Source organism: Bifidobacterium sp. AGR2158 (assembly GCF_000424225.1).
GTDB classification, from domain to species: Bacteria; Actinomycetota; Actinomycetes; order Actinomycetales; family Bifidobacteriaceae; genus Bifidobacterium; species Bifidobacterium anseris.
This window is the reverse complement of the sequence record NZ_AUJM01000011.1, coordinates 271,084-297,309: the sequence shown is the minus strand read 5'-3', so window position 1 is coordinate 297,309 and position 26,226 is coordinate 271,084. Positions and strand designations below refer to the sequence as shown.

Here is a 26,226-nt window from a genome sequence, read left to right as displayed (position 1 = left end):
GATTGGAGATGACATGGCGCTGATCTCGATGGACCATGTGAGCAAGATCTACCCGAACTCCACGCGTCCCGCGCTCGAGGACGTCAACCTGCAGATCGACCGCGGCGACTTTGTCTTCCTCGTCGGCGCCTCCGGCTCGGGCAAGACGTCGCTGCTGCGCCTGCTGCTGCACGAGGAGGAGGCGACCGACGGCGAGATTCGCGTCGGCGGCTATGACCTGCGGCGCCTGCCGAACCGGCAGGTGCCGGTCTACCGGCGTTCGGTCGGCATGATCTTCCAGGACTACAAGCTGCTGACGAACAAGACCGTCTGGGAGAACGTCGCCTTCGCGCTCGAGGTGATCGGCACGCCGCGTTCGGCGATCCGCTCGCTCGTGCCGAAGGTGCTCAAGACGGTCGGCCTGACCGGCAAGGAACGCAACAAGCCGCTCGAACTGTCCGGCGGCGAGCAGCAGCGCGTCACGATCGCGCGCGCCTACGTCAACCATCCGCAGCTGCTGCTCGCCGACGAGCCGACCGGCAACCTCGATCCGACGACGTCGCTGGGCATCATGGAGGTGCTCGACGCGATCAACCGCACTGGCACGACGATCGTCATGGCGACGCACAACGAGGAGATCGTCAACTCGATGCGCAAACGCGTCGTCGAACTGCACAATGGCAGGATCGTGCGCGACCAGGCGGCCGGCGTCTACGATTCGGCGCTGTACTTCCCCGACGAGCAGGTCGCCGCGCAAGCGCACGACGCCATCAGCGGCGATGCGTCGATGGCGTCGGCCGCCGACCTCGCGCACGCCGCACGGCCGAAGAACCGCCGCGAACGCATCGAACGCGCCGAAGCGGCCGCCGACGCCGTCAACGACGCGATCGAACACGAATCGAGCGAAGGCATCGCACGACTCGCGAAGAGCGTGCACGCCGGCAAGACCGGACGCTACGGCGAGGTCTTCGCGCCGGTCGAGGAGACGCTCACATGGGGCGGCGGACTGACGCTCGACGAACTCGCGCAGCGCGAGGACGGTGACAACGCGAACACCGAAGCGACTTCCACGACGAGCGAAACAGTCGAAACGACTGAAACGACCCAGACGGTCGAAACAAGCACGACGGTCGAAACAAGCACGACGACCGAAACGACACAGCCGGCTGAGATGACCCAGCCGACCGAGACAGCACAGCCGCCGACGCCGCCGCTCGCGCCGCCGCAGCCGCCGAGGCCGCCTCGGCCTCCGCGGCAGGGCGCGCGGCACGGACGCGGCCATGACGGCGCGCATGGGCAGGAGGGCAGCCGATGAGATTGCGATTCATCCTCAGCGAGACGTGGACGAGCCTGCGGCGCAACGTGCCGATGCTGCTGTCGGTCATGCTCGTGACCTTCATCTCATTCCTGTTCATCGGCGCGTCCTTCCTCACGCAGGCGCAGATCACGAAGGCGAAGGGCGACTGGTACGACAAGGTCGAGGTCGTCGTATGGCTGTGCCCGGACGGCACGAGCCAATCGCCGAACTGCGCCGCGGGCAAGGCCGCGACGGCGCAGCAGATCAACGCGCTGCAGGACGTCATCCAGCAGGAGCTCGGCGACGACGTCTCGTCGGTGACCTACGAGAGCCCCGAGGACTTCTACAACGACTCGTTCCTCAAGCAGTATCCGAACGGCGAGTTCCAAGGGCGCACGCTCACCGCGGCCGACATGCAGGGCTCGCTGTGGCTCAAACTCAAGAACCCGGAGAAGTACAAGGTCGTCTCCGAAGTGCTGTCGGGACGTGACGGCGTCGAGGACGTCGTCGACCAGCGGCAGATCTTCGAGCCGGTCTTCGCCGTGCTCAACCGTGCGACGGCGGCGACGGCGATGCTCGCGGCCGTCATGGTCATCGTCGCCGTCATGCTCACCGGCACGACGATCCGCATGTCGGCGGCTTCGCGCAGCGAGGAGACCGAGATCATGCGCTTCGTCGGTGCGTCGAACTGGACGATCCGCCTGCCGTTCATCCTTGAGGGCGCCGTGGCCGCGCTGCTCGGCTCGGTGCTGTCGTGCCTCGCGCTGAGCGCGCTCGTCAAGGTCTTCATCACCGATTGGCTCGCCAAATCGGTCACATGGATCCCGTACGTCACGCAGGGCACCGTGCTGCTGATCTCGCCGATCCTGATCGTCGGCGCCGTGCTGCTGTCCGTCATCGCCTCGTCGGTCGCGCTCAACCGCTACCTCAAGGCCTGACGCGCGCCGCGCGTCTGCGTGGATCGCTCTGCATGGATCGTTCTGCGCGGATGTGTGAAGAATGTGGAGAAACTGTGTATGAAATGCTGCGGCGCCCACGGCACGCCGCATTCCCCTCAGGTGGCAATGCTAGGCTTGGTTGCCGTGAGTGACGTCGAAAGGTGTGCCATGACTCGAGGAACTGCAAGTCGCCCATGGATCGCGACCCTGCTCGCGGTCTCGCTGTGCGCGGTCGGATTCGCGGCGCCGGTGATCGCGCCGGTCCCGCAGGCGCATGCGGACACCTACAGCGACCTCGTCAACGCGCAGAACTCGCATCAGCAGAGCGTGCAGCGCGAAGCCGAGCTGCGCAACCAGCTCGCCGGCGTCAACAGCGACCTGGCGGACAAGATCGTCGAACTCGACGATCTGACGAACAACCAGATCCCGGTGGCCGCGAAGGCCGTGCAGGAGGCGAACGCCGCCGCCGCGTCCGCCAAGGCCGAGGCCGAATCCGCCGCGCAGCGCCTCAAGGCCGCGCAAAAGGACAAGGAGAACCTCGAGGCCGAAATCAAGAAGACCGGCGAGGATTACGACGACGCGCACGCCGCCGTCGCGCACGTCGCCCGCGAATCGATGCACGGCTCGGACACGTCGGACGTCATGAGCATCATGACCGGCGCGACCGACACGAAGGCGTTCATCCGTCAGATGCAGTCGCGCGACGCGCTGTCGCGCTCCGAGGCGAATGCCGCCTCCGAGGCTGCCGACGGCTTGAGCATCTCGATGAACCGCGGCGAACGCCTCAAAGCGATCGAGGCGCGCATCACGAAATACAAGTCGGACGCCGACGAGAAGTCGGCCGCCGCGCAGTCCGCGGCCTCCGACGCGCAGGCGAAGCGCGATTCGCTCGACGCGCAGCGTGTCAAGGGCGAGCAGATCCGCTCCGACCTCGAAAGCCGCAAAAGCGAACTGAGCACGGCCGCGGCGCAGCAGGCCGCCGAAACCGTCATGCTGCAGTCGCAGATCGACGCGAACAACCGCAAATACCAGGCCGAGCAGGCAGCCGAGGCCGAACGCGTGCACCAGCAGCAGGCGCAGGGCACGACGCAGCCGCCGGCGAACACGAACACCGGCTCGACGACGACCCCCGCCACGCCGAGTCAGCCGGCGCAGCCGAGTCAGCCTGTAACTCCTGTGACGCCGACCCAGCCGACGCAACCGACCCAGCCGACGCAGCCTTCGGGCGGATCGACCGGTGGACAGGGCACGTCGAACGGCGACTACGGCAACGCCTACGCGGCCGGCCAGTGCACATGGTGGGCCTACGAACGCCGCAAGCAGATGGGCATCGGCACGCCGTCCTACCTCGGCAACGGCGGCGACTGGGCGGCGAACGCGCCGCGCTACGGCCTGCGCGTCGACAACGTGCCGCAGGTCGGCGCCGCGCTCTCGTTCCTGCCCGGTCAGGAAGGCGCGTCGTCGCCGTGGGGACATGTCGCCGTCGTCGAAAGCGTCGGCGCGAACTCGATTACGATCTCCGAATCGAACGTCGCCGGCCTGTACACGATCACCTACCGCACGCTGTACAACCCCGGACGTTTCCGCTACGTGCACTGATCTGCCGTGCACATCGCGCCGAATCCGCCGTATCCGCCATGCGCGGGCGGCGGATTCGCGCATGCTGCGCTAATGTGGAAGGTCGGAAGGTCAGGCGGCCACGCTGGACGAGACATGGCATTGCCAACGATATGAGGACATGAGGAAAGGAGCGGCGATGGCGAAGCAGAAGAAGGTCGAGGGCGACCAGATCGTCGCACGCAACAAGCGGGCGCGGCACGACTACGAGATCGAGGACCGCTACGAGGCGGGCATTGCGCTCACCGGCACCGAGGTCAAGTCGCTGCGCGAGGGAAGGGCGTCGCTCGCCGAGGCCTTCGTCAGCATCGACAAGCGCGGGGAGATCTGGCTCGAAGGGGCCAACATCCCCGAATACCTCAACGGCACGTGGAACAACCACGCGCCCAAGCGCAAGCGCAAGCTGCTGCTGCACGCCGCGCAGATCGAGAAGCTCGGCCGCCAGATCCAGGCGAAGGGCTACACGATCGTGCCGCTGAGCATCTACTTCAACAAGGACGGACGCGCGAAGATCGAGATTGCGCTCGCACGCGGCAAGAAGGAATACGACAAGCGTCAGGCGCTGCGCGAGGATCAGGACAAGCGCGAGGCGCAGCGCATGCTGCGCTACCGCAACATGCGCGCCCGCGGCTGAACGGGGCCAGATGTTGCACAGGCGAAACGCGCTCGTAGCATGAGGCGGCGTACGCTGTGTGCGGATTCGGGCGCGGGCCCGGACGGCACACAGCAGAGAAGACAGGGTACGCCAATGCAGCAGAAGAAGAACATGTTCAGGAACCTCGCGGCGCTCGTGCTCGGCGCGTCGCTGTGCCTCGCGGCCGGCGCTTGCGGCACGAGCGACGATACGGGAAGCGGCACGAAGAACGCCGAAGGCAAGACGACGCAGGGCTACGACGTCTCGAAGGTCGAGACCGTCGACGAGATCGCCGCGCTCGTGCCGGACGACGTCAAGCAGGACGGCAAGCTCACCGTCGGCATGGACACCTCCTACGCACCGGCCGAGTTCCTCGCCGAGGACGGCAAGACGCCGGTCGGCTACGACGTCGACCTGTCGAAGGCGCTCGCCAAGGTCATGGGACTCGAGGCGGAGAACAAGGTCGCGAGCTTCGACCTGATCATCCCGTCGGTCGGCTCGAAGTACGATCTGGGCATCTCGTCGTTCACGATCACGCCGGAGCGCATGGACGCCGTCGACTTCGTCAGCTTCTACAAGGCCGGTTCGATGTGGGTGACGAAGAAGGGCAACCCCGACGGCATCGACCCGAAGGACGTGTGCGGCCAGACGATCGCCGTGCAGACGGCCACGAGCCAGGAAGAGGAGGTGACCGAGATGAACGAGCAGTGCAAGGCCGACGGCAAGAAGGAGATCGAGGTCCTGACGAACAAGCTGCAGACCGACGTGACGACGAACGTGACGACCGGCAAGGCCTCCGCATTCTATGCGGACACGCCGGTCGCCGGCTACGCGGTCGCGCAGACCGGCGGCCAGCTCGAGAAGCTTGGCGAGGACGTCGGCGTCACGAAGCAGGGCGTCGTCGTCAAGAAGGGCGACAAGCAGATGGCCGAAGCCGTCCAGAAGGCGATGCAGAAGCTCATGGACGACGGCACCTATCAGGCAATCCTCGAGGAGTGGGGCGTTCAGGGCGGGGCGATCGACAAGGCCGAGATCAACCCGACCGACACGAAGTGACGGCTTGATGGTCAGACACCGGACACGATGACCAATGACATGGCGTGGTTCGCGCACAGCGCAGAACCACGCCATGCATGTTTATGCAAGATACTACATATTTATTCAGTACGACGTGTGCGTCGTCGACGATGGTCGGCTTAACCGTTTCGTAGCACACGATGCACTACACTGACTGACGTATTTCGAGAGTGCGACCGGAAGCGTCAACGTCGACGGCAGACGTCGGCATGATGATGGCTTCGTCGCACGGGAGAGTGGAGAAGCATGTCCATGCATGGATTGAAGAAGTTCGCCGCCGCGCTCGCGGGCGCGGCGCTGCTGTTCGGAGCCGCCGCCTGCGGCACGAGCGACGACACGGGCGACGCCGCAGCGGCGAAGCAGGGCGCCTTCGACGTCGCGAGCGTCAAGAAGGACGACGCGATTGCGGCGATGGTACCCAAGTCGATCGCCGACAGCGGCAAGCTCACCGTCGGCATGGAGCTGTCCTACGCACCGGCCGAGTTCCTCGCCGACGACGGCAAGACGCCGCAGGGTTACGACGTCGACCTCGCCAAGGCGCTCGGCAAGGTCTTCGGACTCGACACCGAGATCGTCTCGTCGACCTTCGACTCGATCGTGCCGTCCGTGGGCAGCAAGTACGACCTTGGCATCACGGCGATGACGATCACGCAGGAGCGCATGGACGCCGTCGACTTCGTCAGCTACTACAAGGCCGGCTCGAGCTGGGCCGTCAAGAAGGGCAACCCCGAGAACGTCGACACCGACGACCTGTGCGGCATGAAGATCGCCGTCCAGGTGGGCACGACGCAGGAGGAAGAGGCCAACGAGATCAAGGATCAGTGCAAGGCCGACGGCAAGAAGGCCGTCGAGGTGCTGCCAAGCAAGCTGCAGACCGACGCAGCGACGGCCGTCGTCACCGGCAAGGCCGACGTGTTCTACGCCGATTCGCCGGTCGCCGGCTACGCGATCTCGCAGACCGGCGACCAGCTCGAGGAGCTCGGCAGCGCCGAAGGCGTCGTCAAGCAGGGCATCGCGATCAAGAAGGGCGACACCGAGCTCGCGAAGGCCGTGCAGGCCGGCATGCAGCATCTGATGGACGACGGCGACTATATGAAGATCCTCAAGGCCTGGGGCGTCGAGAACGGCGCGATCGACAAGGCCGAGATCGACCCGACCGACCTCGACTGAGCTCAGGGACGTCACAGGCAACGCAACAGCTAAGGAGTGACCATGCCGCATCATGTGGAACCGGACGGTGAGGGACTGCCAATCCCAAACCGCATCTCAGCTAAACCGGTCAGACGCACCGGCTCGATCGTAGCCGCGGTCATCGTGGCGATCCTCGCGGCGATGCTCGTCAAAGGCCTCGTCACGAACCCGCGGTTCGAGTGGAACATCGTTTGGAAGTACCTGTTCAACGAACGCGTGCTCGAAGGCGTCGGCTACACGCTGCTGCTCACCGTGATCTCGATGGTCGTCGCGATCATCCTCGCCGTGATCCTCGCGATCATGCGCAAATCGGTCAACCCGGTGCTGCGCGGCGTCAGCTGGTTCTACATCTGGTTCTTCCGCGGCACGCCTGTCTACACGCAGCTCGTGTTCTGGGGCCTGTTCGCCGTGCTGATCCCGCGGCTTTCGATCGGCATCCCGCTGACGTCGATCGAATTCTGGAGCGTCGATTCGCAGACCGTCATCACCGCGTTCAACGCCGCCTGGATCGGCCTTGCGCTCAACGAGGCCGCCTACCTCGCCGAGATCGTGCGCGCCGGCCTCGAAGCCGTCGACCCGGGACAGGCCGAGGCCGCGCAGGCGCTCGGCATGAAGCGTTCGATGATCATGCGCCGCGTCATCCTGCCGCAGGCGATGCGCATCATCATCCCGCCGACCGGCAACGAGACGATCGGCATGCTCAAGACGACGTCGCTCGTGCTCGCCGTCCCGTTCACGCTCGAACTGCAGTACGCGACGAACGCGATCGCGAACCGCATCTACAAGCCGATCCCGCTGCTGCTCGTAGCGAGCATCTGGTACCTGCTCATCACGTCGATCCTCATGGTCATCCAGTCGATGCTTGAAAAGCACTTCGGCAAGGGCTTCGAGGCGCGCCCGGTCGGTACGAAGGGCAAGCAGCCTCCGCTGCCGGGCAAGACCGAAGGCGAACCGAAGGACGATGTCGACAAGACGAACGAGGCGGCGTTCCTCGGATATAACGCCTAGCGCATGACGCATGGCCGCCCTCGGGCGGCCGTCCACTTGGGAAGGATGTGACGCACAGCATGAGCGACGAGAACAACAAGGACCTCGCCAATCAGGACGCGGCCGCCGAGCGCGACGCCGCCAAGCCGGGGATGCCGGCCGTCGAGGCCAAGCAGGTGCACAAGGCCTTCGGCGACCTGCATGTGCTCAAGGGCATCGACATGAAGGTCATGCCCGGCACGGTGACGGTGATCCTCGGTCCTTCGGGATCGGGAAAGTCGACGTTCCTGCGCCTGATCAACCAGCTCGAGACGCTCACCGGCGGCGAGATCGACGTCAACGGCGAGATGATCGGCTACAAGCGGTTGCCTGACGGCAGCCTGCAGACGCTCAACGACAAGGAAGTCGCCGCCCAGCGCGCCAAGCTCGGCATGGTCTTCCAGAAGTTCAACCTCTTCCCTCACATGACGGCGCTCGAAAACGTCATGGAGGCGCCGGTGCACGTCAAGAAGATGCCGAAGGCGCAGGCGCGCGAACTCGCCGTCAAGGAGCTTACGCGCGTGGGGCTCGGCGACCGGCTCGACTACTATCCGGCGCAGCTGTCCGGCGGCCAGCAGCAGCGCGTCGCAATCGCGCGTGCGCTCGCGATGAAACCCGAGATCATGCTTTTCGATGAGCCGACATCGGCGCTCGATCCGGAGCTTGTCGGCGAGGTGCTCGGCGTCATGCGCGAGCTCGCCGACGAAGGCATGACGATGATCGTCGTCACCCATGAGATCGGTTTCGCGAAGGAGGTCGCCGACCAGATCGTGTTCATGGACGGCGGCGTCGTCGTCGAGCACGGCGGCCCTGAGATCATCGACGAGCCGAAGGAGGCCCGCTTCAAGGACTTCCTGCAGCACGTGCTGTAAGCATAGCTGCGCAGTGACCTACCCAGGCCGGCCCGGCGCCTTCGCGGCGCGCGGGCCGGTTTTTTCATCTGAGTTGAGCGCTATACCGATGTGGACGAATCGTGGGGGAGTGGGTGGTTTCGCCACGGACACATGCATTTGCGTCGCCTGTCCGTTATGCTGTTGCCTATGTGTGGAATCGTAGGTTATGCAGGTAATGTGAACTCCCCGTCGATGCGGCCGCTCGAAGTGTGCCTCCAAGGCCTCCAGCGCCTTGAGTACCGGGGCTATGATTCGGCCGGCGTGGCGCTGACGGCACCGGGCATGGAGCGTGTGGCCGTGCGCAAGAAGGCGGGACGGCTGTCCAATCTCATCGACGACATCAAGGCCGATCCGCTGCCGGAGGCGACGGTCGCGATCGGACATACGCGCTGGGCGACGAACGGCGTGCCAAACGACGTCAACGCGCATCCGCATTCGAGCCGCGACGGCAAGGTCGCAATCATCCACAACGGCATCATCGAGAACGCCTCGCAGCTGCGCCTCGACCTGCAGGCCGAAGGCTACCGCTTCGCGTCGAGCACCGACACCGAGGTCGCCGCGAAGCTGCTGGGCAAGATCGTCGACAACGTCATCGCCGAAACTGGCGAACCCGACCTGTTCGAGGCGATGCGCCGTCTGGGACGCATGCTCGAGGGCGCGTTCACGATCCTGGCGATCGACTGCCGCCAGCCGGGCGTCGTCGTCGGCGCGCGCCACGACTCGCCGCTCGTCGTCGGACTCGGCGACGGCGAGAACTTCCTCGGCTCCGACGTGGCCGCGTTCGTCGCATACACGAAGACGGCGATGGAGATCGACCAGGACCAGGCCGTCATGATCACGGCCGACGGCGTGACCGTAACCGATTTCGACGGCAACACGGTGTCCGACCCGGCCGTCTACGAGATCGACTGGGACGCGTCCGCCGCCGAAAAGGGCGGCTGGGACTCGTTCATGGACAAGGAGATCCACGAGGAGCCGGCCGCCGTGCAGCGCACATTGTTCGGCCGTCTCGACGACGGCAACATCAACCTCGACGAGGTGCGCATCGACGAACACGACTTCAAAGCGATCGACAAGATCATCGTCATCGGCTGCGGCACGGCGAGCTACGCCGGCATGGTCGCCAAATACGCGATCGAACATTGGGTGCGTATCCCCGTCGAGGTCGAGCTCGCGCACGAGTTCCGCTACCGCGACCCGATTCTGACGCCCCGCACGCTCGTTGTCGCGATCTCGCAGTCGGGCGAGACGATGGACACGTTGATGGCGCTGCGACACGCGCGCGAACAGGGCTCGAAGGTCCTCGCGATCTGCAACACGCAGGGTGCGAGCATTCCGAGGGAGTCCGACGCCGTGCTGTATACGCACGCCGGCCCGGAGGTCGCCGTCGCCTCGACGAAGGCCTTCGTGGCTCAGATCACGGCCGCCTACATCCTCGGCCTGTACCTCGCGCAGCTCAAGGGCACCGTCTTCCGCGACGAGATCCACCAGACGCTCGATTCGCTCAAGGCGATGCCGCAGAAGATCCAGTGGGTGCTCGACACGCAGCCGCCGCGCGTCGCCAAGGCCGCCGAGCAGCTCGCCGACGCCAACTCGTTCCTGTTCCTCGGCCGCCATGTCGGCTATCCGGTGGCGCTCGAAGGCGCGTTGAAGCTTAAGGAGATTGCCTACACCTTCACCGAGGGCTTCGCCGCCGGCGAGCTCAAGCACGGCCCGATCGCGCTCGTCGACGAAGGCGAGCCGGTCGTCTTCATCGTGCCGCCGGCGCGCGGACGCAACATCCTGCACGCGAAGGTCATCTCCGGCATCGAAGAGGTCAAGGCGCGCGGTGCGTACATCATCGCCGTCGCCGAGGAAGGCGACAAAGACGTCGAACGCTACGCCGACATCATCTTCTGGCGTCCGCAGTGCCCGACGCTGATGAGCCCGCTCGTCGACGTCGTCCCGCTGCAGCTGCTCGCGATGGACATCGCCAACCAGAAGGGCTATGACGTCGACAAGCCGCGCAACCTCGCGAAGTCGGTCACCGTCGAGTGAGCACGCCACGGCGTCACCGCTGGGTCGTCGATGAGCCCGACATCCCCTTCGCGATGCCGGTGCTGTACGAGGACGCGGCGATCATCGTCATCGACAAGCCGCATTTCCTCGCGACGATGCCGCGCGGCATGTGGTATCGGCAGACGGCGCTGATGCGGCTGCGCGCACAGTACGACGACCCGGACATCACGCCCGCCCACCGGCTCGACCGGGCGACGGCGGGCGTGCTCGTCTTCGTGCGCGACCCGGCGGCGCGCGGCGCCTACCAGACGATGTTCCAGGAGCGGCGTGCCGTGAAGACCTACGAATGCGCGGCGCCGCTGCGTCCGGCGTCGAGGCCCCGCACCGGCACCGTGCGCCGCCTCGAGCCGCCGCGCCCGTTCCCGCTCGAACGCCGTTCGCGCATCGTCAAGACGCGCGGCGTGCTGCAGGCGTGCGAGACGCCCGGCATCGTCAACGCCGAAACGTACATCGAACGCGCACAGTCGCTTGGACACGCTGCTGACGGCACGCCGATCGCCCGCTACGTGCTGCGACCGCGCACCGGCAAGACGCATCAGCTGCGCGTGCACATGAACGCGCTCGGGCTGCCGATCGTCGGTGACGACCTCTATCCGGCGATCGAGGAACGCGCGTCGGACGACTTCTCCCGCCCGCTCGAACTCGTCGCGCGCCGCCTCGAGTTCGCCGATCCGCTGAGCGGCGAACGTCGCGTCTTCACGTCGCAGGTCCCGCTGCTGCACGGGTGACGCGGCGCGTGTTGGTCGTCGGTCGGCTGTTTTTGATCGTCGATTGTTCACGGATCGCTTGTGCAGGTAGCGCAAAACAGTTCCGCGGCTGCCCGGATTTGCTACAACGGTAGTGACCAAGGAGCAGATATGGGATATGCAATCACGATGTGCGTCGTCGCGCTCGCGGCCTTCGCGGCGATCGCCTACGTGCTCGGACGCGACAACGGCGAACGCGAGGAGCGCTACTTCGCCGGCATCGACGCGGACAAGCAGGACGAGCTCTACCGCACGCCGATCATCTACGACGACGACAAGCGCAGCAGCTGGCATCAGAAGGGAATCGTCAACCACATCGATCCGAAATCGGACGGCACCGCCGACGTGCGGATCCTGTGGTACAACGCCCATCCGAGCAAGACGGCGCGCAAGACCGAGACCGGCGTGGACAAGGTCAGCGTCCCGCAGCAGCGTCTCGCCTCGAACGGCGTCAAGGAAGGCGACATCGTGCGCATCGCCGTGCGCCCCGGCGAAGGCGTCAGCATCGATATCTGACGCATGGGCGGCCGTCGTCATGCAGCCGTCTGCGGGCGGCTGCATGACGACGGCCGATAGCGCACATCGGCTATATTGAAACGGTGCAGTTTTTCCGCTTTGCGAAGATCCGCTTTCCGAGGACCGTCGGCGCGCGCCGACGGCTGACGCGTGCGCTCGCGGCGCTCCTCGCGCTCGCCGGCGCCGTGTCCGCGGCCGGCTGCGGACACGGCGACACGCGCACGCAGATCAGCGTGTGGTCGTGGGAGCCGAGCATGGCCGCGCTCATCCGGGGATTCGAGAAGGACAACCCGGACATCCACGTCACGCAGATCGGCACCGCCGACTATGCGAAGCTCAACTCGGCCATCCAGGACGGCTACGGCACGCCCGACGTCGTGCAGCTCGAATACTTCGCACTGCCGCAGTACGCGGTCAGCGGACAACTGCGCGACCTGACCGACCGTACGAAGGGGTACGGCGATTTCTACACGCCCGGCTCGTGGGCGTCGGTGCAGTTGGCGGGCCGTGTCTACGGCGTGCCGATGGATTCGGGCCCGATGGCCTTCTTCTACAACGAGGACGTGTTCCGCCAGGCCGGCGTCGACGCGACGAAGATCCGCAGCTGGGACGACTATCGCGAAGCCGCCGTGAAACTCAAGGACATCGGCGTGTCGATCGCCGCCGACGCCGGCGACGCGAGCTTCTACAATGCGATGATCTGGCTCGCCGGCGGCACGCCCTACCATACGAGCAAGGACGGCAAGGACGTCTCGATCACGCTCGATACCGACGCCGGCACGCAGGCCTTCACCGAGTTCTGGCAGCAGATGATCGACGACGACCTCGTCGACACGACGCTCGTCACCTGGTCGGACCGTTGGAAGCAGGCGCTCGGCTCGGGACGGGTCGCCTCTGTCTTCGCAGGCGCGTGGATGCCGTCGCTGCTGCTCGCCGACGTGCCCGGCACGGCCGGCCTGTGGCGCGTCGCGCAAATGCCGACGCGCGACGGGAAGCCGACGAACGCCGAGAACGGAGGATCCGCGCTCGGCGTGCTCAATTCGAGCCGCAAACCCGACGCCGCGTTCCGGTTCGTCGACTACGTATGCCACAGTCGCACCGGCATCCGCACGCGCGTCGACGGCGGCTCGTTCCCGGCGGACAACGCGACGCTCGACAGCGAGGCGTTCCTCGACAAGACGACCGTCACCGACGCGCGCGGCCTCGACGTGCCGTATTTCGGCGGCCAGAAGTTCAACCGTGTGCTCGCGCAGGCCGCGGCCCGCGTGAGCACACGCTTCAGCTACCTGCCCTTCGAAGTGTATGCGCGCGCCGACTTCCGCGCGACCGTCGGCACCGCGTACACGTGGGCGAACGAGGCGGAACGCTACAACGACGCGATACGCCGCCTGCAGGAGGGGCTCGTCGACGTCAAGGACCTGCCCGCCAAGCCGGGCGCGAAGGTCACGCTGCGCGACGGCATTGCGCTATGGCAGACCGATCTCAAGGAGTACGGCGCCAACCAGGGCTTCACGATGCACTGAGCCGCGCGGCTCACACGTTGCGCCGCCAGATTGCGAGCATCCCCTTGAAGATGAGGTCGTGGTCGACGATGTCGATCATCGGCGTCTCGATGACGCGCGCGAGTCCGCCGGTGGCGATGACGCGGAAGTCGTCGTCGATCTCGCGGTGGAACTGCGTGATGATCCGTTCGATGCCACCGAGGAAATCGTAGTAGAGGCCCGCCTGGATCGCGCTCGTCGTATTCTTCGCGAGGATCGTCGTCGGCCGCGCGATCTGCACCTCCGGCAGCTGCGCCGTCGCCGAGGCGAGCGCCTCCGAGGCCGTGCGGATGCCGGTCGTCACGAGGCCGCAGGTGATCGTGCCGTGCGCGTCGACGTAGTTGTACGTCGTCGCCGTGCCCATGTCGATGACGAGGACGCGGCCGCCGTAGGTCGCGTACGCGCCCGCGCAGTCGGCGAGGCAGTCGGCGCCGAGCGAACGCGGATCGTCGATCCGGATGTTCATGCCCGTCCTGATGCCGGGGCCGACGACGATCGGGTCGACGTCGAGGAACTTGATGATGCTCGACGTGAACGAATGCATGACCTTTGGCACGACGGAGGCGATGATGACGTCGTCGACGTCGGCCGGCTTGAGCTTGTTGAGCGCGAGGAACTGCAGCAGCATCAGGCCGTACTCGTCCGACGTGTGGTTCGCCTTCGTCGTGACGCGGTAGGTGCCGAAGATCCGTTCGTCGTCGTCGACGAATCCCATGACGATGTTCGTGTTGCCGATATCGACCGCGATCAGCATATGCGCTCCTTTGCTTGGTGATTGCTCGGTGATGACGCCGCGCCTGGCGCGGCAAATATGGACCGTCCTCTACAATAACGCGTGGTGGCCGACCCATCGAGGCGGCCAACCGCCCGCCGCGTGCCGACTGCGCCCGTAAGCGGGAAACCCGACCAACGAAAACGAAAGACCAGAAGATGGCATCACCAGATGGTGCGCACGGCGAGGCCGGCGCAACCGAGAACCAGCACAGCAACCAGCAGCCGCAGCAGGCGGACACGAACACTTCGATGACGACGGACGCCTCGCTCGCCGCGAAGTCGAAGCGACCGGGCGGTCCGCGCAAGGCGGCGCCGTGGATCGGCGTCCTCCTTGTCGTCGCCGTCCTCATCGCCGTCGTCTTCGGCGTGCGCGCCGCCAACTCGCAAGGCGGCGCCAAGGCGGACGGCGGCGCCGCGTCGAGCGTCGCGATCGGCCTCAAGCTTGCGCCGACGAACCTCGACATCCGCAACACGGCCGGCTCGAGCCTCGACCAGATCCTCATCGGCAACGTCTACGAGGGGCTCGTCGCGCGCGACAGCGAGAACAAAGTCGTCCCGGCGCTCGCGAAAAGCTGGGAGGTGTCCGACGACGGCCTCAAGTACACGTTCCATCTGCGAGACGGCGTGAAATTCTCGAACGGCGACGCGCTGACGGCCGAGGACGTCGTCTGGTCGCTCGACGAGCTCGTCAAGAAGCAGTACCACGATGCGGACACGCTCAAGAACCTCGAGACCATCGGCGCCAGCGGCGACGACACCGTCGTCATCACATTGTCGAAGCCTTACTCGCAGCTGCTGTGGGCGCTCACCGGACGCGCCGGACTTGTCTTCGACAAGGACGCGAAGTACGTCGCGAAGACGCAGGCCGTCGGCTCCGGCCCGTACCTCGTCAAGGACTTCAAGCCGAACACGATGATCACGCTCGAGGAGAACCCGACGTACTGGGGCGCCAAGCCGAAGACGCCGACGGTCGTCGTGCGCTACTACGCCGACGACAACGCGGCCGTCAATGCGCTCAAGTCGGGCGAGGTGCAGGTGCTCGCGCCGATCAGCGCGCAGCTGGCCGAGCCGTTCAGGAAGGACACGGCCAAATATGTCGTCAAGACCGGCGAAGGCACTGACAAGTACGTGCTCGGCATGAACAACGCGGCCGGCAGGCCGACGGCCGACAAGAAGGTGCGTCAGGCGATCCGCTACGCGATCGACCACGACCAGCTCATCGCGGCACGCGGCGGCGTCGACAAGGCGCTCGGTGGCCCGATCCCGTCGCTCGACCCCGGCTATGAGGACCTGACGAAGCTGTACCCGCACGACGCGGCCAAGGCGGAAGCGCTGCTCAAGGAGGCCGGCTACACGAAGGACCATCCGCTCAAGCTCACGCTCACCTACGCGAACACCTACGGCAGCGAGATCGGCGACCAGCTGCGCTCGCAGCTCAAGGAGGTCGGCATCGACCTCAAGGTCAACGTCGTCGAGTTCTCGACATGGCTGCAGGACGTGTACACCGACAAGGACTACGACCTCTCGCTCGTCGACCACAACGAAAGCCACGACTTCACGCAGTGGTCGAACCCCGACTACTACTACGGCTACGACAACAAGGACGTCCAGAAGCTCACCGACGAGGCGCTGCACGCGACCGACGACGCGACGCGCGACGAGAAGCTCGCGAAGGCCGCGCGCATCGTCAGCGAGGACGCGGCCGCCGACTGGTTGCTCAACTACCGCATCACGACGGCGATGGACAAGGGCGTGACCGGCTTCCCGCTCAACATGAACCAGACGTATCTGCCGCTGTGGAACGTCGCCTACACGCCGGCGAAGTGACAACGGGCGCTGATCTGATGACCGAAGGCTGACCCGCCGATGCTCAAGTACCTCGCACGTCGCTGCGCGCTGTTCGCGCTCGCGCTGTTCGTCGTCTCCGTCGTCGTGTTCCTTGCACTGCGCGTGCTGCCGGGCGACCTCGCGACGATCATGGCGGGACTCAACTCGCCGCCCGAACGCGTCGCCGCGCTGCGCGCCGAACTCGGACTCGACCGTCCGCTCGTCGCCCAGTACGGCGCGTGGATCGCGGGACTCGCGCACGGCGACTTCGGCACGACGATGCTCACCGGGCAGCCGGTCGCATCCGTCGTCGGCGCACGCGCGCAGATCACGTTCCCGCTCATCGTGCTGGGTCTGCTGATCGCGCTCGCGCTCGGCGTGCCGCTCGGCTGCGCGTCGGTGATGGCGAAATCCGCGCGCGCCCGCGGCCTCTACCAGGCGGTCGCGATCGTCGGCGGTGCCGTGCCGGCGTTGTGGGCGGGGCTCGTGCTCATCCTGCTGTTCGGGCGCGGCACCGGGCTGCTGCCGATCCTGCCGGCCTCCGGATTCCCGCAGGACGGCTGGTCCAGCCCCGGGCGTGCGTTCGCCGCGCTCGTGCTGCCGGCGGTCACCGTCGGCGTCATCGTCGGTGCGTCGATCATGCGTTACACGCGTTCGGCGCTGCAGTCGGTCGCCTCGACCGGCGCGATCGAGATGGCGATGGCCTGCGGCATGACGCGTCGGCGCGCGCTCACGCACGTCGGTCTGCGGCTGGCGATGCCGCAGCTTGTCTCCGTCGTCGGACTGACCTTCGCCGAGATGATCACCGGCGTCATGGTCATCGAGAACCTGTTCGCGCTGCCCGGCATCGGCTCCGGGCTCGTCGACGACCTGACGCACCGCGACCTGATCGCCGTGCAGAGCGAACTGTTCATGCTCGCGGCGTTCTTCCTCGTCATCGGCCTGCTCGTCGACCTGACGCACCGCGCGCTCGACCCGAGATTGGGGCAGGACGATGAATGACAATCAACACGCAACCTCCGCGGCCGCGCACGGCGTCGTCGAGCGCGGCCCACGCGGTCGGCTGCGGCGCACCGGCGTCGTCGTCGCGTCGATGTGGGCGCGCGGCACCGGCCGTTTCGCGCTCGTCACGCTCGGCCTGTGGATCCTCGTCTCGCTTGTCTCGCTGATCTGGACGCCGCGTTCACTGTGGGAGACGAACGGATACGCCGTCTGGGCGCCGCCGTCCGCCGACCACTGGCTCGGCACCGACGGCGTGGGTGCCGACGTTTTCAGCTGGCTGATGGCCGGCTCGCGCACCGACCTCGTCATCGTCGTGCTCACCGTGCTCGTCGCGCTCGCGATCGGCCTGCTGCTTGTCGCCGCGATGACGTCGCGCGCTGCCGCGCTCGCGCACGGCTCGGTCGTGCTCATCGACGCGTTGATCTCGATTCCGACGGTGCTCATCGCGTTGATGCTTGCCGTGCCGCTCGGCGCGTCGGTCGCCGTCATCGTGCTCGCCTGCGGCTTCGGCTACGGGCTCAATCTCGCGCGCGTCGCACGTCCGTCGGCGATGCTCGCCGCGCGCAGCATGTACGTCGAATCGGCGCGTGCGAACGGCGCGGGAGCGATGCGCGTCTTCGTCACGCACATCGTGCCGAACATCATGCCGACGCTCATCGTGCAGTGCTCGCTGTCGGCGGGCACGGCCGTCCTCGCCGAGGCCGGGCTGACCTATCTCGGCGTCGGCGTGCCGTCGGGCGTGCCCAGCTGGGGGCATTCGCTGAGCACGTCGGTGCGTTTCATCAACATCTATCCGTTGACGGTGCTGTGGCCGGGCCTGCTCGTGACCGTCATCGTCGTGGCGCTCAACCTCTTCGGCGACGCGTTGCGTGAGGCCGCCGATCCACTCACCAACCCGAGATTGCGAGGTGCCGATGGGCGTCGTCGTCGATGATCTGCGGGTCGCGATCGCATCGCGGCCGATTCTGCACGGCGTGCATCTCGAAGTGCGCGACGGGCAGCGCGTGGGACTCGTCGGACCTTCCGGTTCGGGCAAGTCGATGATCTCGCGCGCGATCATGGGTCTGCTGCCGCCGACGGCCGAGCGCAGCGGCTCGATTGAACTCGGCGGCCGCCAGCTCGTTGGGCTGCCGGACGTCGAGATGGCCGCGCTGCGCGGTGCCGCCGTCGGCATGGTCTTCCAGAATCCGGGAACATCGCTCAACCCGCTGCTCACCGTCGGCAGGCAGATCGCGCTGCCGCTCGCGCTGCACTATGAGCTGACGGCCGACGAACGCGAAGCGCGCGTGCGCGCGATGATGCGCAAGGTCGGGCTGCCCGACGATCTGTACGGCAGGCGGCCGCATGAACTGTCCGGCGGCCAGCAGCAGCGCGTCGGCATCGCGACGGCGCTCATCACGTCGCCGCGCCTGATCATCGCCGACGAACCGACGACGGCGCTTGATTCGATGACGCAGCGGCAGATCGTCGACCTGCTCGTCTCGCTCGTCGACGAGGCCGGCGCGGCGCTGCTGTTCATTACACACGATTTCTCGGTGCTCGCGCATGCGACGCAGTACTGCTACGTGCTCGACGCGGGACGGATCGTCGAACAGGGACGTACGGCGGCGCTGCTCGAGACGCCGCGCACGTCGCAGGCGCGCACGCTCGTCGAGGCGGCGCGGCGGCTGACGCTGCACGTCGGCGAGCAGACGGCGGACGGCGACAAGACGGCCATGACTGGCGAGGAGCGGATGGACGCCGAGGAGAGAGTCGTTGAGGAGACGGTCATCGAAATGACATCGGCGACGCGAACGGAGGGGCGGCGATGAGCGGGATGGACGAAACGACCACGGCGGTCATGGACGGTGCGCCGACGCTGCTCGAGGGCGTCGATATCCGCAAGAGCTTCGGCAAGGGCGCAGGACGGCACGAGGTGCTCCACGGCTGCACGATCCGCGTGCACGAAGGCGAATGCGTCGCCGTCATCGGCGGCTCGGGGTCGGGCAAATCGACGCTGACACGCATCCTGCTCGGCCTGGAGACGCCCGACTCGGGCGTCGTGCGCTTCGACGGCGAGCCGATCGCGACGCCGGAGGGGATGCGGCGGCTGCGGCACGCCTCGGGCATCGTCTACCAGAACCCCTTCGCGTCGCTCGACCCCAGATGGACGGCCTACGAATCGGTGAGCGAACCGCTGCGCCTGCGACGGAAGGGGCGGCGGATCGGCGACGAGGACGAACTCGTCGCGCGGGTGGGAGATGCGCTACGGCTGATGGCGCTCGACCCGTCGGATTTTCTCGGGCGCTATCCGATTGACATGTCCGGCGGGCAGGCGCAGCGTGTCGCGATCGCGCGCGCGATCGTCACCGGGCCGCGGCTGCTGCTCGCCGACGAGGCGATGAGCGCAATCGACGTGGCCGCGCGCCTGCAGATCCTCGACGCCTTCGCCGCCGTGCGCGCCAACGATCCGCGCATGGGGATGCTGCTCGTCTCGCACGACCTCGGCGTCGTGCAGTCGATCGCCGACACGATCGTCGTGCTCCATGACGGCGTCATCGTCGAAGAGGGGAGCGCGGCCGCCGTCCTCGCCGATCCCCAAGCCCCCTACACCCGCGCCCTCGTCGCCGCGGCGACACTGTGAGCGCCCTCCTCGCGAGCGCGAGTGTTCAGTATGCGGACAGCGGAGGTTTTGTTTGTCGGCACGATGTCATATTCTTGCAACCATGATCAATCGCTCATGTTGTTGTTGTCGCTGACCGACGCCTCCGGCGCGCGGGTATCGACGCATAACTTGAGATAGCAGAATCATTCATCAGCATCATTCATCGATGCGATTTGGTGTCAATATCAGATGTTTCATCTGCGAAACCCAATGATTCCAAAGTTTTCCAACCGTTGCTGACGTAACTTCGGTGGGGAGACGTCGGCGGATCGTCGGGACTCATATAGGCAAACTGTGCGTAATACGGTTCCAAAGCGAGCTTGTGGCGTAATGAAAACCAAGAGTCGAATGCAGACAATGCATTGCGGCGGAGAAAACAAACAAACCACAACCGTACTACGAAGGAATCATCATGCTGCAGGAAACCATCGCCGAGAACATCGGCAACACCCCGATCGTCAAGCTCCACCACGTCACCGAAGGCGTGCGCGCCACCATCGCCGTCAAGGTCGAATATTTCAATCCGGGCGGCTCGTCGAAGGACCGCATCGCCGAACGGATCATCGACGCCGCCGAACGCGACGGCAAACTCAAGCCCGGCGGCATCATCGTCGAACCGACCTCCGGCAACACCGGCGTCGGCCTCGCGCTCGTCGCCCAGCAGCGCGGCTACCGCGCGATCTTCGTGCTGCCGGACAAGGTCAGCGAAACCAAACGCGCCGTGCTGCGCGCCTACGGCGCCGAGGTTGTTGTCACGCCGACCGACGTCGCACCGGACGATCCGCGCTCCTACTACCGCGTCTCCGACCGCCTCGCCGAGCAGATCCCGGGCGCGTTCAAGCCGAACCAGTACTTCAACCCCGCCGGCCCGCGCAGCCACTACGAGACGACCGGCCCGGAGATCTGGGCGCAGACCGACGGCGCCGTCACGCATTTCGTGGCAGGCATCGGCACCGGTGGCACGATCTCCGGCACCGGCAACTACCTCAAGGACGTCTCCGACGGCGCCGTCACCGTCATCGGCGCCGACCCGGAAGGCTCGATCTACTCGAATCCGGACAACATCCACGGCTACAACATCGAAGGCGTCGGAGAGGACTTCATGCCGGGTGCCTACGACCAGCACATCGCCGACGAGATCGTGCAGATCACCGACGCCGAGGCGTTCCTGATGACGCGCCGCCTCGCCGCCGAAGAAGGGCTGCTCGTCGGCGGTTCGAGCGGCATGGCCGTCGCCGCCGCCGTCAAGTACGCGAAGACGCACGACCTCGACGAGACGCAGACCGTCGTCGTGCTGCTGCCGGACTCCGGTCGCGGTTACCTCGAGAAGATCTTCAACGACGACTGGATGATCGACCACGGCTACGCGGACGTCGTCGCCGCCACGGCGCGCCCGTCGATCGTTGACGAGGCGCTGCTGCCGGCCTGAGCATAGGGCGGAACGCAGAGCGGAACATACGACGGAACACGACAGGGGAGACGACGAACATGAACCACAACACGATGCACACGACGACGATGACGATGGCGGCGACGGGGACGACGGGGACGACGGGGACGAGGACGGCCGGCGGCACGACCTTCCTCATCCATCACACGCCGCTGCGCGGGCACGGCCACGGCAGCGTCACGAGCTACATCGCACGGCCGCGCCGCGTTTGAGCGGGCGCGCGGTGGCGGAGATCATCGGACGAATCACGTATCCACATATACGCAATCACTGAACAGCACATCATCAATCGCAGCAAAGGACGAAACACCACCATGAGCGACTTCGACGTCAACGAAACCACGACCTACGGCATCGCGACGCGCGGCATCCACGCCGGGCAGGAGCCGGACCCGATCACCGGCGCCGTCTCCACGCCGATCTACATGACCTCGACCTTCAAGCAGGACGGCGTCGGCGGCCTGCGACACGGCTACGACTACAGTCGCTCCGTCAACCCGACGCGCGACTCCTTCACCGAACAACTCGCCGCCGTCGAAGGCGCGAAGCACGCAATCGCGTTCTCCTCCGGACTCGCCGCGATTGACGTGCTGCTGCGCTCGACGCTCCAGCCGGGCGACGCGATCCTCATCGGCAACGACGTCTACGGCGGCACCTACCGCCTGCTCGCGAAGGTCTTCGTGCCGTGGGGCGTCGAACTCGACGTCATCGACATCACCGACCCGGCCGCCGTCAACACGGCGCTCGCACGCAAGGCGTACCGCTACATCTGGGTGGAGACGCCGTCGAACCCGCTGCTGGGCATCACCGACATCGCATTGACGGCGGCGCTCGCGCACGAGCATGGCACGCGCGTCGTCGTCGACAACACCTTCGCGTCGCCGGTCCTGCAGCATCCGCTCGCCGACGGCGCCGACGCCGTCGTCTATTCGACGACGAAGTACATCGGCGGCCATTCGGACGTTGTCGGCGGCGCCGTTGCCACGAATGACGACGAGCTCGCGCAGCGGGTCGCGTTCCTGCAGAACGCGGCCGGCGCCGTGCCGTCACCCTTCGACTCGTGGCTCGACATCCGTGGACTCAAGACGCTCGACCTGCGCGTGCGCAAGCACAGCGAGAACGCGATGACGATCGCGCACTGGCTCGAGGGGCACGACGGCGTGGAACGCGTCTGGTATCCCGGGCTTGAATCGCATCCGGGCCATGAGATCGCCGAACGGCAGATGCACGGCGGCTTCGGCGGCATGATTTCGGTCGAGATCGCCGGCGGCAAGGAGGCGGCGGAACGCTTCGCCGCCTCGACGCGGCTGTTCACGCTCGCTGAATCGCTCGGCGGCGTCGAATCGCTCATCGAGGTGCCGGCCGCGATGACGCACATGTCGGTTTCGGGCACTGCGCTCGAAGTGCCGGCGAATCTTGTGCGCCTGTCCGTCGGTATCGAGGACGTCGACGATCTCATCGGCGACCTCGAAGGCGCCTTCGCCGCGCTCGGGGAGTAGTCCCGGGCGAAGGCCGCGGGGTCTCGGCGGTGCGGGCGCCGCCCAACGCCGCGTTCAGTCCTCGAAGTCGGCGATCGCCTGCATGAAGCGCTCGCCGTATTTGCCGAGCTTCGACGCGCCGACGCCGCTGACCTCGAGGAACTCGTCGTCGGTGTGCGGGCGGCGCGACGCCATGTCGCGCAGGGAGCGGTCCGAGAAGACGATGTACGGCGGCTTGCCGATCTCTCGCGCGATGTCGCGGCGCAGTCCGCGCAGATGTTCGAACAGCGCCTCGTCGGTGCCCCCATGGCCGCCGCCGAAGGTCGTCGGCTCCGTCGCCGGGCTCGACGGGCGCGGGGAGGAGGCCGGCTTCGGCCGCGTGATGCTCTTCATCTCGTAATGGAACGCCGGGTCGATCGTCTCGGCCGCGCGGGCGCCGAACATGACGATAGGCAGCCGTCCCTCGGTGATCGTCAGGAATCCGTCCGAGACCATCTGGTTGAGTACGTCGCGCACCGTCGACTGCGGTACGTCGGCGAGCGCGCCGAAGGTCGGCGCATGGTCGAGTCCGCGTTCGAGCACGTCCTTCGCCTGCGAGCCGCGCAGCACGGCGACGATCTTGCCGCTGCCGTACGTCTGCCCCAGGTCGTGCACGCATCGGCTGATTGTGCGCGCGATGCGCGAGACGTCCGTCGTCGAGAACGTGCTGTCGCAGTTCACGCAGCCGCCGACGCAATGCGCGCCCGAGGCCGCGTCGCCGTCCTCGCCGAAGTAGCGCGTCATATAGCGGTGCAGGCATGCGGTCGTGCGGCAGTAGCCGACCATCGCGTCGAGCAGGTGCCGCTTCCACCGGCGCACCTGCTCCTGCTCGTCCTCGGTGAGGCGCTCGTTGGCGCCGCCGTTGTCGAGCAGCCTGCGGCGCGTGACGATGTCCGACTCGTTCCACAGCAACGTGCAGCGGCTCGGCTCGCCGTCGCGTCCGGCGCGTCCCGCCTCCTGGTAGTAGGCCTCGATGCTCTCCGGCATGTTGTGGTGGATGACGTAGCGCACGTTCGACTTGTCGATGCCCATGCCGAACGCGTTCGTCGCGACGACGAGCGGCACCGCGTCGGTCACGAAGTCGCGCTGCGCGCGCTCGCGCTGCGCCGGCGGGAGCCCGGCGTGGTAGGCGACGGCGATCGGGGAGGAGGGCTGCGGCGCGTCGACGCCGGCCGCGGGGCGCAGCTGCGGGACGAGCGCGTTGATCGTGTCGGCGAGCTCCTCGGTCTGCTTCCTCGTCGCGCAGTAGATGATGCCGGATTCGTCGGCGTGCCCGGCCACGTAGCGCGCGATCCAGTTCGCCTTGTCGCGCGTGCCGAGTTTGAGGATGTCGAAGTACAGGTTCGTGCGGTCGAAGCCGGTGACGACGACCTCCGGGTCGCGCAGGCCGAGCATGCTGATGATGTCGCGGCGCACGCGCTCAGTGGCGGTCGCGGTGAATGCGGCGACGGTGGGGCGGTCGGGCAGCGCGTTGATGAAGTCGCCGATGCCGAGGTACGACGAGCGGAAGTCCTGACCCCATTGGGAGACGCAGTGCGCTTCGTCGACGGCGACGAGCGCGATGTCCGCGTGCGTCGCGAAGTTCATGAACCGCTGTGTTTCCAGTCGTTCGGGCGCCACGTACAGCAGGCGGACGCGGCCGGCGTTCACGGCGGCGAAGACGTCCTCCTGTTCGTCGATCGACTGCGAGCCGTTGATGAAGGCAGCCGGGATGCCGATTTCGTTCGCGCCGTCCACCTGGTCCTTCATCAGCGAGATCAGCGGGGAGATGACGATCGTCAGGCCGTGCAGCAGCAGCGACGGGATCTGGTAGCACAATGATTTGCCGGAGCCGGTCGGCATGACGCCGAGCACGTCGCGTCCTTCGAGGATGGCGTGGATGAGCGCGCCCTGCCCGGGGCGGAAATCCTCATAGCCGAAGTACCTGCGCAATGTCGCGAGCGCCTGCGCGTCGAGTTCCTCCTGCGAAATCGTCATAACGCACCAGTGTAACCGGCGGGCGCCGTTTGGCCCAGATGCGCGCGTGTGGTGCAATCGGGAGATGGCTGGGCGGTGGTTGGGCGGTAGTTGGGCGGTATGCGCAGGCGATCTTCGTATGCGATCCGGAAGGTGGCGTTTATGTAATTTGGTAGGTAGAGGTTATGTAATTCGATAGGTAGGGGTTATGTAATCTGGTAAGTGGACCTTATGTAATTTGGATGTTAGGGGCGGCAAACCCTTACTGGCGCTTGGTTTTGCCGCCTGTGCGTCGACATGCCTGAAGTTCCTGCCAGCGGGCGCGCATCATCCGGTTCGCATGGGTCGTGCGCGTTTCGTGCAGCAGCGGCACCGGCGTATCCGGTATGACGTGCACGGGCTCGAAACCGATCTTCTGTTGGGCTCGTGCCGATTTCACGTTGCCTTCGTAGTATGCGCACCAGGTCGCGGCCAGATCCAGATCCTCGAAGCCGTGCCGCAGCAGTTCGCAGGCCGCTTCGGGGACATAGCCGTTGCCCCAGAACGGCTCGCCGATCCAGAATCCCATTTCCGCCTGCGTCGTGTCGTTGGCCGGGAAGAGATCGGAGTCGCCGGCGAGCTTGAGCGAGATCGCGCCGATCGCCGTGTCCGGATCTTCGGCGAGCGTGATCGCATAGTCCTCGGGGCCGTTGAACACGTTGCGGATCACATCAAGGCTTTCCTCGACGCTCTGGTGCGCCGGCCATCCGGCGGCCGGACCGATGTTCGGGTTCTTCGCGTATTCGTACAGCGCCGCCGCGTCCGAATCGCGCCAAGGTCGCAGTATCAGCCGTTGCGTCGTGAGTTGCTGCTTCGTCATGACGCCCAAGCATAGCGTCGGAGGGGCATTTCCCTCATCCACGACACCCATCTCGGCTGGGCGGTAGCTTTTTCCGTGGGGAGTCCAAGTAGAGGGCCTCAAAACGGCTTCTCCTCGGGAGCCATGCTTGGCGATATGCGGAAAAACGTTACCTCCCAGCCGAGATACAAGCCGAGGTGTGCTGCCGACACCCGCCTGGGGCCGCCATGGTCCGTCCGAGGCCGCATTGTGACCTCGTTATCCGCGCCGAAACTCTGCCGTCCACGCCCGGTGTTCGTCCATCTGTGCCTGTCATCGCCCCATCATCCTCCGGCATCATCCTCAAGGCTGAGGGAGCGTCGCGTCGCCTGCAGGATTCATCCCGCAGTCCGATGTGACGGACCGCGCCGACGCCGTATCTTGTAACCATCAAGCAACAAGAACGACGCACCAAGCGCCACGGACGAAAGGACAAGACGATGAGCTTCCTCAACATGATCTTCGGTTTCGACCACACGACCGCCGGCGTCCCGACCGCCTGCACCAACTCCGCCGCCGCGATCTACGGCATCACCGAGTTCGCGGAACGCCATCCGGAACGTTGAGCGAAACCGTCCCGCCGCAAGACGATAAGAGAGGCGGAAGACCGCCGGCATAATCCGGCGGCCTTCCGCTTTCCATGCACACCCGGTGCGGCAGAGTGCG

24 protein-coding genes are annotated in these 26,226 nt (G+C 66.1%); 21 read left to right on the top strand and 3 right to left on the bottom strand.

Going from position 1 to position 26,226, the window contains the following annotated elements; all coding sequences use genetic code 11:
- The first annotated feature begins 13 nt into the window (after nucleotides 1–13).
- The 12 genes from ftsE to G606_RS0101565 all read left to right on the top strand — a co-directional run bounded on the left by ftsE (nucleotide 14) and on the right by G606_RS0101565 (nucleotide 13,495).
- Nucleotides 14–1,294, top strand: coding sequence for a cell division ATP-binding protein FtsE (gene ftsE, locus G606_RS09465; RefSeq protein WP_081663873.1), 1,281 nt, complete (start codon nucleotides 14–16; stop codon nucleotides 1,292–1,294).
- Nucleotides 1,291–2,214 carry a permease-like cell division protein FtsX gene (ftsX, locus tag G606_RS0101615; RefSeq protein WP_026644529.1) on the top strand — a complete coding sequence of 308 codons (924 nt, stop codon included), beginning with the start codon at nucleotides 1,291–1,293 and terminating at the stop codon, nucleotides 2,212–2,214. Before ftsE ends, ftsX begins: the two co-directional genes overlap by 4 nt.
- A 168-nt stretch (nucleotides 2,215–2,382) precedes the next feature.
- Nucleotides 2,383–3,813, top strand: a complete 1,431-nt coding sequence (locus tag G606_RS0101610) for a CHAP domain-containing protein (protein WP_026644528.1) — start codon at nucleotides 2,383–2,385, stop codon at nucleotides 3,811–3,813.
- Between the two features lie 157 nt (nucleotides 3,814–3,970).
- Nucleotides 3,971–4,465: an SsrA-binding protein SmpB gene (gene smpB / locus G606_RS0101605; protein WP_026644527.1), complete on the top strand. Its 495-nt coding sequence runs from the start codon at nucleotides 3,971–3,973 to the stop codon at nucleotides 4,463–4,465.
- A gap of 114 nt (nucleotides 4,466–4,579) precedes the next feature.
- Nucleotides 4,580–5,521 carry an ABC transporter substrate-binding protein gene (locus G606_RS0101600; protein ID WP_231371373.1) on the top strand — a complete coding sequence of 314 codons (942 nt, stop codon included), beginning with the start codon at nucleotides 4,580–4,582 and terminating at the stop codon, nucleotides 5,519–5,521.
- 267 nt (nucleotides 5,522–5,788) lie between these two features.
- The gene (locus G606_RS0101595) at nucleotides 5,789–6,712 is read left to right on the top strand and encodes an ABC transporter substrate-binding protein (RefSeq protein WP_155802712.1); all 924 of its coding nucleotides are present in this window, start codon (nucleotides 5,789–5,791) and stop codon (nucleotides 6,710–6,712) included.
- 42 nt (nucleotides 6,713–6,754) lie between these two features.
- On the top strand, nucleotides 6,755–7,741 hold the full coding sequence (locus tag G606_RS0101590) for an amino acid ABC transporter permease (RefSeq protein WP_026644524.1): 987 nt from the start codon (nucleotides 6,755–6,757) through the stop codon (nucleotides 7,739–7,741).
- 59 nt (nucleotides 7,742–7,800) lie between these two features.
- On the top strand, nucleotides 7,801–8,631 hold the full coding sequence (locus tag G606_RS0101585) for an amino acid ABC transporter ATP-binding protein (protein WP_081663872.1): 831 nt from the start codon (nucleotides 7,801–7,803) through the stop codon (nucleotides 8,629–8,631).
- Nucleotides 8,632–8,799: 168 nt separating this feature from the next.
- Complete coding sequence (glmS, locus tag G606_RS0101580; protein ID WP_026644522.1) at nucleotides 8,800–10,689, top strand: glutamine--fructose-6-phosphate transaminase (isomerizing); 1,890 nt, start codon at nucleotides 8,800–8,802, stop codon at nucleotides 10,687–10,689.
- A 53-nt stretch (nucleotides 10,690–10,742) separates the two neighbouring features.
- The gene (locus tag G606_RS0101575) at nucleotides 10,743–11,438 is read left to right on the top strand and encodes a pseudouridine synthase (protein WP_051198410.1); all 696 of its coding nucleotides are present in this window, start codon (nucleotides 10,743–10,745) and stop codon (nucleotides 11,436–11,438) included.
- A gap of 129 nt (nucleotides 11,439–11,567) precedes the next feature.
- Nucleotides 11,568–11,972, top strand: coding sequence for a hypothetical protein (locus tag G606_RS0101570; RefSeq protein ID WP_026644520.1), 405 nt, complete (start codon nucleotides 11,568–11,570; stop codon nucleotides 11,970–11,972).
- A gap of 143 nt (nucleotides 11,973–12,115) precedes the next feature.
- Entirely contained in the window at nucleotides 12,116–13,495 is a 1,380-nt protein-coding gene (locus G606_RS0101565) for an ABC transporter substrate-binding protein (protein ID WP_026644519.1), read from the top strand.
- A 10-nt stretch (nucleotides 13,496–13,505) separates the two neighbouring features.
- On the opposite strand, the gene G606_RS0101560 is transcribed toward G606_RS0101565, so the two are convergent.
- Nucleotides 13,506–14,267: a type III pantothenate kinase gene (locus G606_RS0101560; RefSeq protein ID WP_026644518.1), complete on the bottom strand. Its 762-nt coding sequence runs from the start codon at nucleotides 14,265–14,267 to the stop codon at nucleotides 13,506–13,508.
- 176 nt (nucleotides 14,268–14,443) lie between these two features.
- Between G606_RS0101560 and G606_RS0101555 the strand changes: the two genes are divergently transcribed.
- The 8 genes from G606_RS0101555 to G606_RS0101520 all read left to right on the top strand — a co-directional run bounded on the left by G606_RS0101555 (nucleotide 14,444) and on the right by G606_RS0101520 (nucleotide 22,709).
- A complete protein-coding gene (locus tag G606_RS0101555) occupies nucleotides 14,444–16,114 on the top strand; it encodes an ABC transporter substrate-binding protein (RefSeq protein ID WP_026644517.1) in 1,671 nt (556 codons plus the stop codon).
- A gap of 39 nt (nucleotides 16,115–16,153) precedes the next feature.
- Nucleotides 16,154–17,116, top strand: coding sequence for an ABC transporter permease (locus G606_RS0101550; protein WP_034523350.1), 963 nt, complete (start codon nucleotides 16,154–16,156; stop codon nucleotides 17,114–17,116).
- Nucleotides 17,117–17,207: 91 nt separating this feature from the next.
- Nucleotides 17,208–18,050 carry an ABC transporter permease gene (locus G606_RS0101545; RefSeq protein ID WP_051198408.1) on the top strand — a complete coding sequence of 281 codons (843 nt, stop codon included), beginning with the start codon at nucleotides 17,208–17,210 and terminating at the stop codon, nucleotides 18,048–18,050.
- Nucleotides 18,031–18,927: an ABC transporter ATP-binding protein gene (locus G606_RS09460; RefSeq protein ID WP_081663871.1), complete on the top strand. Its 897-nt coding sequence runs from the start codon at nucleotides 18,031–18,033 to the stop codon at nucleotides 18,925–18,927. The genes G606_RS0101545 and G606_RS09460 overlap by 20 nt, the downstream gene beginning before the upstream one ends.
- Before the next feature lie 29 nt (nucleotides 18,928–18,956).
- A complete protein-coding gene (locus G606_RS0101535; protein ID WP_051198406.1) occupies nucleotides 18,957–19,739 on the top strand; it encodes an ABC transporter ATP-binding protein in 783 nt (260 codons plus the stop codon).
- Nucleotides 19,740–20,172: 433 nt separating this feature from the next.
- Nucleotides 20,173–21,189, top strand: coding sequence for a pyridoxal-phosphate dependent enzyme (locus tag G606_RS0101530; RefSeq protein ID WP_423734400.1), 1,017 nt, complete (start codon nucleotides 20,173–20,175; stop codon nucleotides 21,187–21,189).
- 59 nt (nucleotides 21,190–21,248) lie between these two features.
- Entirely contained in the window at nucleotides 21,249–21,422 is a 174-nt protein-coding gene (locus G606_RS11105; RefSeq protein ID WP_155802709.1) for a hypothetical protein, read from the top strand.
- A 102-nt stretch (nucleotides 21,423–21,524) separates the two neighbouring features.
- The gene (locus G606_RS0101520) at nucleotides 21,525–22,709 is read left to right on the top strand and encodes a cystathionine gamma-synthase (protein ID WP_026644512.1); all 1,185 of its coding nucleotides are present in this window, start codon (nucleotides 21,525–21,527) and stop codon (nucleotides 22,707–22,709) included.
- Nucleotides 22,710–22,763: 54 nt separating this feature from the next.
- Here the strand turns inward: G606_RS0101520 and G606_RS0101515 are convergent, their stop codons facing one another.
- Nucleotides 22,764–24,704 (bottom strand): RecQ family ATP-dependent DNA helicase, encoded by a 1,941-nt coding sequence (locus G606_RS0101515; protein WP_034523345.1) that lies wholly within the window; start codon nucleotides 24,702–24,704, stop codon nucleotides 22,764–22,766.
- A gap of 241 nt (nucleotides 24,705–24,945) precedes the next feature.
- Nucleotides 24,946–25,542: a GNAT family N-acetyltransferase gene (locus tag G606_RS09455; protein WP_034523342.1), complete on the bottom strand. Its 597-nt coding sequence runs from the start codon at nucleotides 25,540–25,542 to the stop codon at nucleotides 24,946–24,948.
- 458 nt (nucleotides 25,543–26,000) lie between these two features.
- Here G606_RS09455 and G606_RS11460 point away from each other — a divergent pair, with 458 nt between their 5' ends.
- Nucleotides 26,001–26,126, top strand: a complete 126-nt coding sequence (locus tag G606_RS11460) for a hypothetical protein (RefSeq protein ID WP_269208409.1) — start codon at nucleotides 26,001–26,003, stop codon at nucleotides 26,124–26,126.
- Nucleotides 26,127–26,226: the final 100 nt, after the last annotated feature.